The 12,744-nt window shown below is 67.6% G+C and carries 11 protein-coding genes and 1 pseudogene; 6 read left to right on the top strand and 6 right to left on the bottom strand.

All coding sequences use genetic code 11. The features are described 5' to 3' along the window. Positions 1-8: 8 nt before the first annotated feature. Entirely contained in the window at positions 9-1,067 is a 1,059-nt protein-coding gene (gene ada / locus H681_RS04225; protein ID WP_015475596.1) for a bifunctional DNA-binding transcriptional regulator/O6-methylguanine-DNA methyltransferase Ada, read from the bottom strand. A gap of 124 nt (positions 1,068-1,191) precedes the next feature. On the opposite strand from ada, the gene H681_RS04230 reads away from it, so the two are divergent. The 5 genes from H681_RS04230 to H681_RS04250 all read left to right on the top strand — a co-directional run bounded on the left by H681_RS04230 (position 1,192) and on the right by H681_RS04250 (position 7,638). Continuing rightward, positions 1,192-3,534, top strand: a complete 2,343-nt coding sequence (locus H681_RS04230) for an ATP-binding protein (RefSeq protein WP_015475597.1) — start codon at positions 1,192-1,194, stop codon at positions 3,532-3,534. Between the two features lie 65 nt (positions 3,535-3,599). Further along, on the top strand, positions 3,600-4,781 hold the full coding sequence (locus H681_RS04235; protein ID WP_015475598.1) for a two-component system response regulator: 1,182 nt from the start codon (positions 3,600-3,602) through the stop codon (positions 4,779-4,781). A 73-nt stretch (positions 4,782-4,854) separates the two neighbouring features. After that, positions 4,855-5,748: a PA4780 family RIO1-like protein kinase gene (locus H681_RS04240; protein ID WP_015475599.1), complete on the top strand. Its 894-nt coding sequence runs from the start codon at positions 4,855-4,857 to the stop codon at positions 5,746-5,748. Between the two features lie 5 nt (positions 5,749-5,753). Then, positions 5,754-6,305, top strand: coding sequence for a nucleotidyltransferase family protein (locus tag H681_RS04245; RefSeq protein WP_015475600.1), 552 nt, complete (start codon positions 5,754-5,756; stop codon positions 6,303-6,305). Positions 6,306-6,747: 442 nt separating this feature from the next. Then, a complete protein-coding gene (locus tag H681_RS04250; protein ID WP_015475601.1) occupies positions 6,748-7,638 on the top strand; it encodes an EamA family transporter in 891 nt (296 codons plus the stop codon). Between the two features lie 135 nt (positions 7,639-7,773). On the opposite strand, the pseudogene H681_RS04255 reads toward H681_RS04250, so the two are convergent. The 4 genes and pseudogenes from H681_RS04255 to H681_RS04270 all read right to left on the bottom strand — a co-directional run. After that, positions 7,774-7,974: pseudogene (locus tag H681_RS04255) on the bottom strand (type II toxin-antitoxin system HicB family antitoxin); the annotation flags it as partial. A 113-nt stretch (positions 7,975-8,087) separates the two neighbouring features. Continuing rightward, complete coding sequence (gene cueR, locus H681_RS04260; protein WP_015475603.1) at positions 8,088-8,489, bottom strand: Cu(I)-responsive transcriptional regulator; 402 nt, start codon at positions 8,487-8,489, stop codon at positions 8,088-8,090. A 47-nt stretch (positions 8,490-8,536) separates the two neighbouring features. Then, positions 8,537-10,939: a heavy metal translocating P-type ATPase gene (locus H681_RS04265; protein ID WP_015475604.1), complete on the bottom strand. Its 2,403-nt coding sequence runs from the start codon at positions 10,937-10,939 to the stop codon at positions 8,537-8,539. A gap of 100 nt (positions 10,940-11,039) precedes the next feature. Beyond that, positions 11,040-11,498 (bottom strand): hypothetical protein, encoded by a 459-nt coding sequence (locus tag H681_RS04270; protein WP_015475605.1) that lies wholly within the window; start codon positions 11,496-11,498, stop codon positions 11,040-11,042. A 155-nt stretch (positions 11,499-11,653) separates the two neighbouring features. Between H681_RS04270 and H681_RS04275 the strand changes: the two genes are divergently transcribed. Beyond that, positions 11,654-11,851 (top strand): heavy-metal-associated domain-containing protein, encoded by a 198-nt coding sequence (locus tag H681_RS04275; RefSeq protein ID WP_015475606.1) that lies wholly within the window; start codon positions 11,654-11,656, stop codon positions 11,849-11,851. 180 nt (positions 11,852-12,031) lie between these two features. Here H681_RS04275 and H681_RS04280 read toward each other — a convergent pair whose 3' ends face one another. Next, positions 12,032-12,664 carry a TetR family transcriptional regulator gene (locus H681_RS04280; RefSeq protein WP_015475607.1) on the bottom strand — a complete coding sequence of 211 codons (633 nt, stop codon included), beginning with the start codon at positions 12,662-12,664 and terminating at the stop codon, positions 12,032-12,034. Positions 12,665-12,744: the final 80 nt, after the last annotated feature.

A 12,744-nucleotide genomic window follows, 5' to 3' on the forward strand; every position in this document is an offset into this window, starting at 1 on the left:
GGCCGGTCTCATTCGTTGTCGCTGGGCTGACCGGCGGCTCCCTCGCGGCGCAGCAGTTCCCGCTTGCGCGGCAGGCCCCAGCGGTAGCCGCCTTCGCCCGTACTGCCGACCACCCGGTGGCAGGGCACCAGCAGGCCGATGCTGTTGCTGGCGCAGGCGCGGGCGATGGCGCGCGGATGGCTGTCGAGCTGCGCGGCCAGCTCGCCGTAGCGCCGTGTCTCGCCGCTGGGGATGCGCGTGAGGGCGCGCCAGACGCGCAACTGGAAGGCGCTGCCGTGCAAGTCCAGCGGCAAGTGGGCGGCCTGCTCGGGCTCCGCCAGTTGCGCCAGCACCTGATTCAACCAGTCGCCCAGGCCCGCGTCGTCGCGCACGCGCTCGGCGGCGCCGAAACGCTCGGCCAACTGTTCCTCCAGCTCGCCGGCGTCATCGGCGAACAGCAACGCGCAGACCCCCTTGTCGGTGGCCGCCAGCAGCATCCGCCCCAGCGGGCAGGGCGCGATGACATAGCGCAGGCGTTCGCCGGCGCCCTTCTGCCGGCGCTGCGCCGGGCTCAGCGGGGTGGCGTTCTCGTAGAGGGCGCGGGTGCCGGAGTAACCGGCTTCCAGGGCGGCATCCAGCACGGAGCGCGCTTGCGGCAGGGCGGCGGCCAGGCGTTGTTCCCGACGTGATTCGGCCCAGGCGCGCGGCGTCAGACCGGTTCGGGCCTTGAAGGCGCGAGCCAGGTGCGAGGCGGAGAGGCCGATGCGGCTGGCCAGTTCGTCCAGGGTCAGCGGTTTTTCCGCCCGGTCGAGCAGGTCGCAGGCCGCGGCGACCAGCGTGTCCAACTGCTCGCGGGGGCTCGGGCCTTGCGGCGAACAGCGCTTGCACGGGCGGAACCCCGCGGCCTCGGCGGCGGCCGGGTTTTCGTGGAAGGCCACGTTGCCGCGCGAGGGGCGGCGGGCCGGGCAATTGGGGCGGCAGTAGACACCGGTGGAGCGCACGCTGAAGACGAAACGCCCCTCGAAGCGCGCGTCCCGCTCGCAGACTGCCTGCCAGCAGCGCTCAGGGTTCAGCTCGATGCTCATCATGGTGTGTCTCCACGGAATGGGGCGATGGGGGAATTGTCTGTCCGACGCTGCGGGCGGGCAATCCGCATCGCGTTTTCAAACTGCGGACTACGCTTGCCGATGTCCGACTTCAGAGAGCGTTGCCTTGCTTCGATTCTGCTTCTGTTACCTGCTGCTCGCCCTGCTGTATGTCCCGGCGCACGCGGCGAGCCTTGCGTTGACCGATCAGGAGCGGGCCGTCATCAGCGCCCACGAACCGATCCGCGTCGGGCTGTTCCGCGCCGGCTGGCCGCCGTTCGAGGTGATCGACGAGTTCGACCAGTTCCACGGTATCAGCGCCGACTACCTGCAACTGATTTCCGAACGGTTGGGCATGCAGGTCCGGCCGGTGATCTACAACACCTGGGACGACGTGCTCGCCGCCGTGCACGCCGGCGAGGTGGACCTGGTGCCGTCGGTGGCGATGACCGACGAGCGCAAGCGCTTCCTCAGCTTCAGCCAGCCGTACCTGTTGACCAGCAGCCTGATCTTCGCCCGGCGCGACAGTACCATCCGCACGCTCGACGACCTGTCCGGGCGGCGGGTGGCGGTGGAGCAGGGCTATGCCGTGCAGGAGTTGCTGGCGAAGGCCGTGCCCGGCGTGGTCTTCGTGGTCAGCGAGGATTCGGCCGGCGCCCTGAAGGCGGTGTCCATCGGCAGGGCCGATGCCTATGTCGGCAACCTGATCACCTCCAGCTACCTGATCGAGCAACTGAGCCTGAGCAACCTGGAAGTCCGCGGCGACAGCGGCCTGGGCAACAGCCAGGTGCGTTTCGCCGTGCGCAAGGCGCTGGAGCCGCTGGTGCCGCTGCTCGACCGCGCCCTGGGTGACATCAGCCGCGGCGAGCAGGAGGACATCCAGGCGCGCTGGCTGCCGTCGCTGGACGTGTTCGACTGGATGCACCTGCTGCAGATCGCCTGGCCCTGGGTGGTGGGTGTGCTCGCCCTGCTGGCCTTCGTGCTGGTGTGGAACCGGCGGCTGTCCATCCAGGTCGCCGAGCGCGCCCGCGCCGAAGCCGAGGAGCGCCGCCAGCGCAGTACTCTGCTGGCGCTGATCAACGCCATTCCCGACCCGATCTGGTTCAAGGACACCCAGGGTCGCTACCTGGGGGTCAACCAGGCGTTCGCCGACTGCCTGGGGCGGCTCCCGGAGGAGATCGTCGGGCGTAGCGACCGCCAGCTGTTCAGCCGCGCCGCCGGCGCCGGCCGGCACGAGCGCGACCAGCAGGCGCTGACCGGCAGCGAGCCGTACGCCAGCGAGGGCTGGGTGATCTATCCGGATGGTCGCCAGGTACTGTTCGATACCCTGCGCAGCGCCTTCCATGACGACCGCGGACGCCTGCTGGGACTGGTCGGCGTGAGCCGCGACGTCACTGCGCGCAAGTCCACCGAGGTCGCGCTGGCCCAGGCCCGCGATCTCGCCGAGGAAGCCGCGCAGCTCAAGAGCGACTTCCTCGCCAACATGAGTCACGAAATCCGCACGCCGATGAATATCATCATCGGCCTTGCCCACCTGTTGCAGGAAACCACCCTGGATCAGCAGCAACTGGACTACCTGGGCAAGATCCAGGGTTCGGGCCAGTACCTGCTGGAGCTGATCAGCGACATCCTCGACCTGTCGCGGGTGGAGGCCGGCAGGCTGGAGTTCGAGCGCATCGCATTCGACCTCGAACGCCTGCTCGGCGAGCTGTTCGACCTGCTCAGCATCCGCGCGGCGGGCAAGGGACTGGCGGTGCGTTGCCAGATCGACCCGAGGGTGCCGGCCCAGGTGGTCGGCGACTCGCTGCGCCTGCGGCAGATCCTGATGAACTACGCCAACAACGCGCTGAAGTTCACCGAGCGCGGCGAGCTGGAGCTGATCGTCGACCTGGAGCACGAAGACGAGGACAGCCTGCAGCTGTACTTCGGTCTGCGCGATACCGGCATCGGCATCTCCGCGACGCAGCAGGACCGCCTGTTCGAGTCGTTCCGCCAGGCTGACAGCTCGATTACCCGACGCTACGGCGGCTCGGGGCTGGGGCTGGCGATCTGCAAGCACCTGGCCGAGGCGATGGGCGGCAGCGTCGGTGTGGAAAGCGAAGCGGGGCAGGGCAGCCTGTTCTGGTGCCGCCTGCCGATGGGGCGGGTGGACGATGCGCTGGAGGTGAACCTGGACAGCATCAGCCATGCCGCGCCTCCGCTGCCCGCGCTACCGGCGGCGGAAGCGGCGCCCCTGCCGGAGCCGAGCGGCGACAGGGTGGAGATCGAGCGTGTCTGCCGGCGCCTGGCGCAACTGCTGGCCGCCGACGACCCGCGTGCGGGGCGTCTGCTGGGCGAGCGTGCAAGCCTGCTGCGCAGCGTCTTCAATGAGGGGTACGAGGGCATCGCGACGAACGTCAGGCGTTTCGAGTTCGAGCGCGCCCTGGAAAACCTGGTGAACCTCGCGAGGGAGCGCGACATCAGGATCTGAACGCCGGCGCGGAAGGAAGGTCCGATCCGGTGCCGCGTGGCAGTCTGAACAATAAGGGGAATGCAATGGATAGCATGTTGGACCGGCCGGAACAGGAATTGATCCTGGTGGTGGATGACCAGCCGGATAATCTGATGCTGATGAGCGAGCTGCTGATGGACCGCTACCAGGTGCGCGTCGCCGCCAGCGGCGCCAAGGCGCTGCGCCTGGTGCAGAGCGATCCGCGCCCGGACCTGGTGCTGCTCGACATCATGATGCCGGAGATGGATGGCTACGAAGTCTGCCGGCAGCTCAAGGCCGACCCCTTCACCCGCGATATCCCGGTGATCTTCCTCACCGGCATGGTCAACGCCGCCGATGAGCAGAAAGGCCTCGACCTGGGCGCGGTGGACTACATCACCAAGCCGATCAGCCCGCCGGTGACCCTGGCGCGCATTCGCGCGCACCTCAACCTCAAGGCCAATGCCGATTTCCTGCGCGACAAGAGCGAATACCTGGAGCTGGAAGTGCGCCGCCGCGCCCGCGAGCTGCAGGCCATCCAGGACGCCACGCTGGAGGCGATGGCGACCCTGTGCGACCTGCGTGACAACCCGCACAGCCAGCATCTGGTGCGCATCGAGCACTACATGCGCCTGCTCTGCTGCACTCTGGCCCTGCGCAACGAATTTTCCGGCGAACTCTCGGTGGAGAATATCGAGCTGCTGGCGCGCTCGGCGCAACTGCACGACATCGGCAAGGTCGCGGTGCCCGACCGCATCCTGCACAGCCCCGGTCAGCTCGACGAGGCCGACCGGCTGATCATGCAGAGCCACACCACGGTTGGCCACGACGCGCTGGCGGCGGCCGAACGCAAGCTCGGCTATCCGGCCGACTTCCTGCGCTACGCCAAGGAGATCGCCTACAGCCACCACGAGCGCTGGGATGGTGGCGGTTATCCGGAAGGCCTGGCCGGCGAACGCATACCGATGGCCGCGCGGATGCTGACGCTGATCGACTGCTACGACGAACTCACCAGCCGCCATGCCTACCGTACCTCGCTGGGCCCAGACGAGGCGGCGGCGCGGATCAAGGCCGGCGCCGGCAGCCAGTTCGACCCGCGCATGGTGGAAGCCTTCAGCGAGGCCGCCGAAGGCTTCGCCAGCATCGCCCTGCGCTATGCCGATAGCGACGAGGCCCTGGGGCTGGAGTTGCTGCGGCTGGAAGACGCGGTTATCGAAAGCATCGAACTGACGCCGCCGACCCCCTGATCGCGCTGGGCGGCCGCCGGGGATTGCCGTATAAGGTGCGCAGCGCCCGTAGAGAGGTATGCCAGGAAGCCCGATGAAGACCCCGAAACGCATTGAGCCGCTGATCGAAGACGGACTGATCGACGAAGTGCTGCGCCCGCTGATGAGTGGCAAGGAAGCGGCGGTCTATGTGGTGCGCTGCGGCGACGAGCTGCGCTGCGCCAAGGTCTACAAGGAAGCCAACAAGCGCAGCTTCCGCCAGGCCGCCGAGTACCAGGAGGGGCGCAAGGTGCGCAACAGCCGGCAGGCGCGCGCGATGGCCAAGGGCAGCAAGTACGGCCGCAAGGAGCAGGAGGAGGCCTGGCAGAACGCCGAGGTCGCCGCGCTGTTCCGCCTGGCCAATGCCGGCGTGCGGGTGCCCAAGCCCTATGATTTCCTCGATGGCGTGCTGCTCATGGAGATGATCGCCGACGAGGACGGCGATGCGGCGCCACGCCTGAACGACGTGGTGATGGAGCCGGAGCTGGCGCGGGAATTCCACGCCTTCCTGATCCGCCAGATCGTGATGATGCTCTGCGCCGGTCTGGTGCATGGCGACCTGTCCGAGTTCAACGTGCTGGTCGGGCCGGACGGCCCGGTGATCATCGACCTGCCCCAGGCGGTCGACGCTGCCGGCAACAACCACGCCTTCCGCATGCTCGAGCGCGACGTCGGCAACATGGCCGCCTACTTCGGCCGCTTCGCCCCGGAACTCAAGTACACCCACTACGCCAAGGAAATGTGGGCGCTGTACGAAGAAGGGAAGCTGTTGCCGGACACTCCGCTGACCGGCCATTTCGACGATCCCGAGGACGAGGCGGATGTCGATTCGGTGTTGCGCGAAATCGCCGAGGCCCTGCGTGAGCAGGCCCGCCGCGAGGCCGGCCGCGTCGCCCAGGATGCGCCGCAGACCCGCGACGAGCCGCCTCCGCCGTGGGAGCAGGCTTGAGCGGAGTGAGCGCCCCCTCTGACATCCTGACGCTGATCGCCGCGCAACCCGAGCGCATGCGCCTGCTGCGAGGCGTGCGCGATGACGGACCGGCCGATGCCTGGATCGGCGCCGGCTTCGTGCGCAACGCCGTGTGGGATGCGCTGCACGGCTATGCCGAAAGCACGCCGCTGGCCGATGTGGATGTCCTGTATTTCGCCGCTGACCGCCTGGAAGCCGAGGCGGACTCCGACTGGGAGCGCCGGCTTCTGGAGGCCTGCCCGGGCGTGCCCTGGTCGGTGCGTAACCAGGCGCGCATGCACCTGCGCAATGGCGACGCGCCTTACCGCGACTGCGCCGATGCGCTGCGGCACTGGGCGGAAACCTGTACCGCGGTGGCGGTGCGTTTGCGCGGCGACCGACTGGAGTTGCTGGCGCCGCTGTGGGGCGACGACCTGCTGGACCTGCGCGTTCGGCCAACCGAACGCTTTCGCGCAAAGCCCGATCTCTACCGCCAGCGCATCGCCGCCAAGAACTGGCTGGCGCGCTGGCCAAAGCTGCAGATCGACCCCCTGTAGGAGCGGACTCCGTCCGCGATCTGCTTCGTGCTGTGCGGTGCTGTGCGGTTCGCGAGCAAGCTCGCTCCTACGAAGAGCTGTCCCGTCACCCCGGTAGGAGCGAGCTTGCTCGCGAACCGGCCCGGCACCGGCCCTGCCGGGGATCGCGGAGAAGCTCCGCTCCTACGAGATCAAGATCCCCTCACCCTCTCCCGCAAGCGGGAGAGGGAACCGTTCGGTGCAGGAGGAAGCCACGGTGTCAGCCGGTACGGACTGCCCCCTCTCCCTGAGGGAGAGGGCTGGGGTGAGGGGGAATCGCAGGCGCGGATTTCCCCGATAGAAGACAGTTGTTCCTACGAGAGCCGATTCCCTGAGCGGCGTACAACTGTACGGCACCAACTGTATCCATACATCGCACGCCGGGGCTGGTAGCGTTGCTCCACTCCACTGCGAGTTCTACGCCATGCCCTTGCGCCATATCCTGCTCGCTCTGCTGGTCACCCTGATCTGGGGCATCAACTTCGTCGTGATCAAGATCGGCCTGCACGACTTCCCGCCGTTGCTGTTCTGCGCCCTGCGCTTCGCCCTGGCCGCACTGCCACTGGTTTTCCTGCGCGGCCCGCTGCCGGCGCCGTTCTGGCGCATCGTGCAGATCGGCGTGCTGCTGGGCGTGGTGAAGTTCGGGCTGCTGTTCGTCGGCATGCACCTGGGCATGCCGGCCGGGCTGTCCTCGCTGGTGCTGCAGAGCCAAGTGTTCTTCACCGTGCTGATCGCCGCCGCGCTGCTGGGCGAAAGGCCTACTCCACGTGCGCTGCTGGGCCTGGCGCTGGCTGCCGGCGGCCTGCTGCTGATCGGCCTGGAGCGGCCGCTGGGCGACAGCCTGCTGGCCTTCCTGCTGGTGATCGCCGCCGCGCTCGCCTGGGCCTTCTCCAACATCGCCACCAAGCGCTCCGGCGCCAGCGACATGCTGCGCCTGATCAGTTGGGTCAGCCTGATCCCGCCGCTACCACTGCTGGTGCTGTCATGGATCTTCGAAGGTCCCGAGGCGATCGGGCACGCCGTGCTGAATATCAACTGGACCGGCGCCGGCGCGCTGCTCTATATCGCTTTCCTCGCCACCACCGTCGGCTTCGGCCTGTGGAGCTTCCTGCTGCGCCGCTACCCGGCCAGCCAGGTCACGCCGTTCGCGCTGGCGGTGCCTGTTTCAGGTCTGCTGTCGGGCTGGCTGTTCCTCGGCGAAGCGCTGACCGCCCAGGACTGGATGGCTTGCGTGCTGGTCTTCGTTGGCCTGGCCGTGACCGTGCTGCCGGCGTCGCTGTGGCGTCGCCGTACGACAGTGAGCGCCCAAGGCTGACCCGTACCTGTAGGAGCGAGCTTGCTCGCGAACCAACCCCGCTGCAGGCTGTGTTCGCGAGCAAGCTCGCTCCTACAAAAGCGTCAGATTGCTGCACCGCGGTGATCCATCACCAGTTGTCTTGGGTCGTCAGTGAGAGACTGGCCGCTGCGGTTCGCGGCCGAGTTTCTCGCAGGTGGCCAGGTAGTCGTCCACGGCCTCTTCGAACGCCCCGCGCAACTCGCTCACCGACTCGCCGTGAAAACCAATCACGTCGCGGATACCGGCGATGTGGCCGATGAACAGCCCGTCGTCATCGCTGTATTCGATGCGGGCGGCGTAGCCTTGATATCTCATGAAGGAATTGTCCCGCTCTGTTGGGCAGTCGTTCTGCCCTCGGGCTTTGGTATCTATCAGTAACCGCGATGACCACAAGTCGAACGGGGCGCTTAGCCCCGTCCGAAAGCTCCTCAATGACAGCAATTCCCCGACTCCAGGTCCTTCAGGATCGGGCAGTCCGGCCGGTGATCGCCCTGGCAGTGGTCGCTCAGTTCCTGCAGGGTGTCGCGCAGGCTGCTGAGTTCGGCGATCTTGCGGTTCAACTCTTCGATATGCCGAGCGGCCAGGGCCTTCACGTCGGCGCTGGCGCGTTGGCGGTCCTGCCAGAGGGCGAGCAGTTGGCCGACTTCCTCCAGCGAGAAGCCGAAGTCCCGCGAGCGGCGGATGAAGGCCAGGGTGTGCAGGTCCTGCTCGCTGTAGTGCCGATAGCCGCTGGCGCTGCGGCCGGCGGGGGCGAGCAGGCCGATGGATTCGTAGTAGCGGATCATCTTCGCGGTCAGGCCGCTCTTCTTCGCCGCTTCGCCGATGTTCATGCCGATTCCTCTCGATCGAACGCCCCCGCTTGCGCGGGGCGTGGGTGTCACTGGTGATCCTGCGGTTTCCAGCGCTTGAGCAGCAGGGCGTTGCTCACCACGCTGACGCTGGAGGCGACCATCGCGGCGCCGGCGACCATCGGGTTGAGCAGGCCGAAGGCGGCCAGCGGGATGCCCACCAGGTTATAGATGAAGGCCCAGAACAGGTTCTGGCGAATCTTCGCGTAGGTGCGCCGGGAGATGTCCAGCGCCGCCGGGACCAGCCGCGGATCGCCGCGCATCAGGGTGATGCCGGCGGCGTGCATGGCCACGTCGGTGCCGCCACCCATCGCAATACCGACATCAGCGGCGGCCAGCGCCGGGGCGTCGTTGATGCCGTCGCCGACCATCGCGACCACTTTCCCGCGCTTGCGCAGGGCGCCGACCACCTCGGCCTTGTCGCCGGGCAGTACTTCGGCATGCACGTCGTCCAGGCCCAGCGCATCGGCGACCACCTTGGCGCTGCCACGGTTGTCGCCGGTGATCAGGTGGCTGGCGATACCGCGTCCGCGCAGGGCGTCGATGGCGGGCCTGGCGCCGTCCTTGAGGCTGTCGCCGAAGGCGAACAGGGCCACCACGCGGGCTTGCGGCTCGCGTTCGACCAACCAGGACAGGGTCCGCCCTTCGGCTTCCCAGCGCTGTGCGGACTCCGCCAGATCGCCGGGCAGCAGTTGCAGCTCGTCCAGCAGGCGGCGGTTGCCCAAGGCCAGCAGGCGGCCGTCCACACGGCCCTGGATACCGCGTCCGGCCAGGGCCTGGGTGGCGTCGGCGGCGGTCGGGGACAGGCCGCGTTCGGCGCAGGCGTCGAGCACGGCGCGGGCTAGCGGGTGTTCGCTGCCGCGCTGCAGGGCGCCGGCCAGGGCGAGGGCCTGGGCTTCGTCGCTGGCGGCGAGGTTGGTGATGCGCGGTTGGCCGGAGGTCAGGGTGCCGGTCTTGTCGAAGGCCACGGCATCGACCGCGTGGGCGACTTCCAGCGCTTCGGCGTCCTTGATCAGGATGCCGTGTTTCGCCGCCACGCCGGTGCCGGCCATGATCGCGGTGGGAGTCGCCAGGCCGAGGGCGCACGGACAGGCGATCACCAGCACGGCGACGGCGTTGATCAGCGCGTGTTCCCAGCCGGCACCGGCGATCAGCCAGCCGACCAGGGTCGCCAGGGCGATACAGATCACCACCGGGACGAAGACGTTGCTGACCTTGTCGACCAGTTTCTGGATCGGCGCCTTGGCGGCCTGGGCGTCTTCCACCAGGCGAATGATCCGCGCCAGTACGGTTTCACCACCCAGGGCGGTGGTTTTCACCCGCAGCACGCCTTCGCCGTTGATGGCGCCGCCGGTGACGGCGTCGCCCACGCCCTTGGCCACCGGTACGCTCTCGCCGGTGATCAGCGCCTCGTCGGCGTGGCTCTGGCCGTCGAGCACTTCACCGTCCACCGGGAAGCGCTCGCCGGGGCGTACCAGCACTTCGTCGCCCAGGCGCAGTTCGGCGATGGCGACATCTTCTTCCACGCCGTCACGGATGCGGGTGGCGCGCTCTGGGCGCAGCGCTTCCAGGGCCCGGATGGCGGCGGCGGTCTGGCGCTTGGCGCGGCTTTCCAGGTACTTGCCGAGCAGGATCAGGGTGATCACCACGGCGCTGGCTTCGAAGTACAGGTGCGGCATCTGCCCGGGCGTTGCGGCGTACCAGAGGTACAGGCTCAGGCCGTAGCCGGCGCTGGTGCCGAGGGCGACCAGCAGGTCCATGTTGCCGCTGCGGGCGCGCACGGCCTTGAACGCGGATACATAGAAGCGTGCGCCGATGATGAATTGCACGGGGGTGGCGAGCAGGAACTGCACCCAGGCCGGCAGCATCCAGTGCTGGCCGAGCCAGTCGCCGATCATTGGCAGCACCAGCGGCACTGACAGGACGATGGCCGCTATCAGCCACCAGCGCTCGCGGGCCAGGCGCGCTATCTGCGGATCGACCTCGGGGTGCTCGGATGCAATGGGGCGGGCCTTGTAGCCGGCCTTGTCGACGACGGTGACCAGGTCGGCGATGTCCACCGTGCCGAGCAGGTCGAGGTGGGCGCGCTCGCTGGCGAGGTTCACGCTCACCTCGCGCACGCCGGGTACCTTGCGCAGGGCGCGCTCGACGCGGCCGACGCAACTGGCGCAGGTCATGCCGTCGATGGCCAGTTCCAGGCTATGGGCGGGCACGGCGTAGCCGGCCTGCTCGACGGCCGCCACCAGGGCCGGCAAGGCGTCGTCGCTGGGAGCCCGGGCCAGTTGGATGCGGGCCTGCTCGCTGGCGAGGTTGACGCTCGCCTCCTGCACCCCGGGCACCTTGCGCAGGGCGCGCTCCACGCGGCCGGCGCAGCTGGCGCAGGTCATCCCGGAAACGGGAAGGTCGAGTTCGATGGGGGTTGCGCTGCTCATGGGGGACTCTCCCTGAAGTTCCCCGACAGAATCAACCTTGACATAAGGGTAAGGTCAAGCTTTTCCCCGCGGTCCCTTGCCGCAGGTCAGCGCATCCCGCTCAACTGCCGCTGGAGACCGGCATCAGATAGAGGCCGCTCTCGCTGTTGGCAATACGGAACTTGCGCACTTCGCCGGCGCGCAGCAGTACCGACTGCGCGCGCAGGGGCTCCAGGCCGCCGTGGCAGAGCCCGGAATTGGCGGTGACGAGACGCAGGGAGGTTTCGCCCGGCGGGAGGTTGAGGGCTATCTCGCCCTCGGGTTGCAGGCGCGAGACCTTCTGGTCCTGCACATAGAGGTCGATGTCGCAGGCGGTGCCGGTGTCCAGCCGCGCGCGGCTGACGATCAGTACGGCATAGGCCACGGGCTGGGCGTCGGGCACCGGCCAGGAGCCGGGCGTGGCCGGTGGCGGTGTCGACGGTACGGGGGGCGTCGGGGCGGGCGGTGCGTAGGGCATGCCGTCGGCCTGTGCCAGGACGGAGATCAGCAGGCTGGCGGCCAGCAGGAGGGAGCGGCACATGGGGCGTTCTCCGGGACGGGGATCATGAGCGCAGCTTGGCCGAGAGACTGACGCAGGACAAGCGCGTGGGAACAAATCGCCAGGGGGCTTGACCTTGTCACGAGGGGAAGGTGGAGACTGCACGCAACGACTCATCACGCGACAGGAGAATTTCCATGCATACCTTCCAAGTCAAAGGCATGAGCTGCGGCCACTGCGTACGCGCCATCACCCAGGCGGTGCAGGCGCTCGACGCGGCGGCGGACGTTCAGGTCGACCTGGGCCACGGCGAAGTGCGGGTTGCCAGCCGCCTGGACGAGTCGGCGATTCTCGCCGCGATCCGCGAGGAAGGCTACGAGGCCGAGGCGGCCTGAGAGCCTGTCTACGATCTGCTGCGCGTCGGCCACAGGGCGTTGCAAAGCGCCCTCAGATGCTCATTTACAGCAGGTAAGTTCCACTCTTCGGACGCTTTGCGCCTACTACGGTCCTAGCCCGCGAGATCGTAAACAGGCTCCGAGTCTTCTTTCCTTCCGGGCCGGCATCACGCCGGCCCATCAGGTTTGGGGCGCGCTCCAGTCGCGCACCAGCCCTCTGAACAGGGCATCGAACAGGAGGCGGGTTTCCCGCTCCGCGTCGAACAGCTCCGGGTCGCGCAGCCAGTCGCTGAGCAGGCCGAAAATCATCGCATGCACCGCGCGCGAGGCGATCTGCGGAGACACGCCCGGCATCAGCCGGCTACGGCAGCTCTCGCGGGTGAACAGCTGTTCGCACAGTTCGATGAACTGACGGATGAAGTGGTTGTGCCGCTCTTCCGCATCGCGCAATTCGTCGGTGAACTCGCAGCGTTGCAGCAGGATGGTGAGGATGCGTCGGCGCTGCGGATGGCGCGCCAGGTTCTCGATGACTTCCACGCTCAGTTCGAACAGCGACTGGATCGGGTCGTGCCCGTCGCAGCCGGAGAGACGCTGCGCCAATTGCTCCGGTGGCAGGCGTACCTGGTTGAGCAGTTCGTTGAACAGATGGGCCTTGTTCTGGAAGTGCCAGTACACCGCGCCGCGGGTCACGCCGGCGCTTCGGGCAATCTCTTCCAGACTCGTGTTGGAGACGCCTTTGGCAAGAAAAATCTGCTCGGCTGAATCGAGTATCGTCTGACGCGTCTTTTCCGAATCTTCTTTAGTTCTTCGCATGGCGCATGCTGGTATACAGGCTAGGATCACTATTCATTGGTAGTTTACTGATTTTAATGTGTGAACAGTGCCTTACAGAC

This window comes from Pseudomonas sp. ATCC 13867 (genome assembly GCF_000349845.1).
Lineage (GTDB): Bacteria > Pseudomonadota > Gammaproteobacteria > Pseudomonadales > Pseudomonadaceae > Pseudomonas.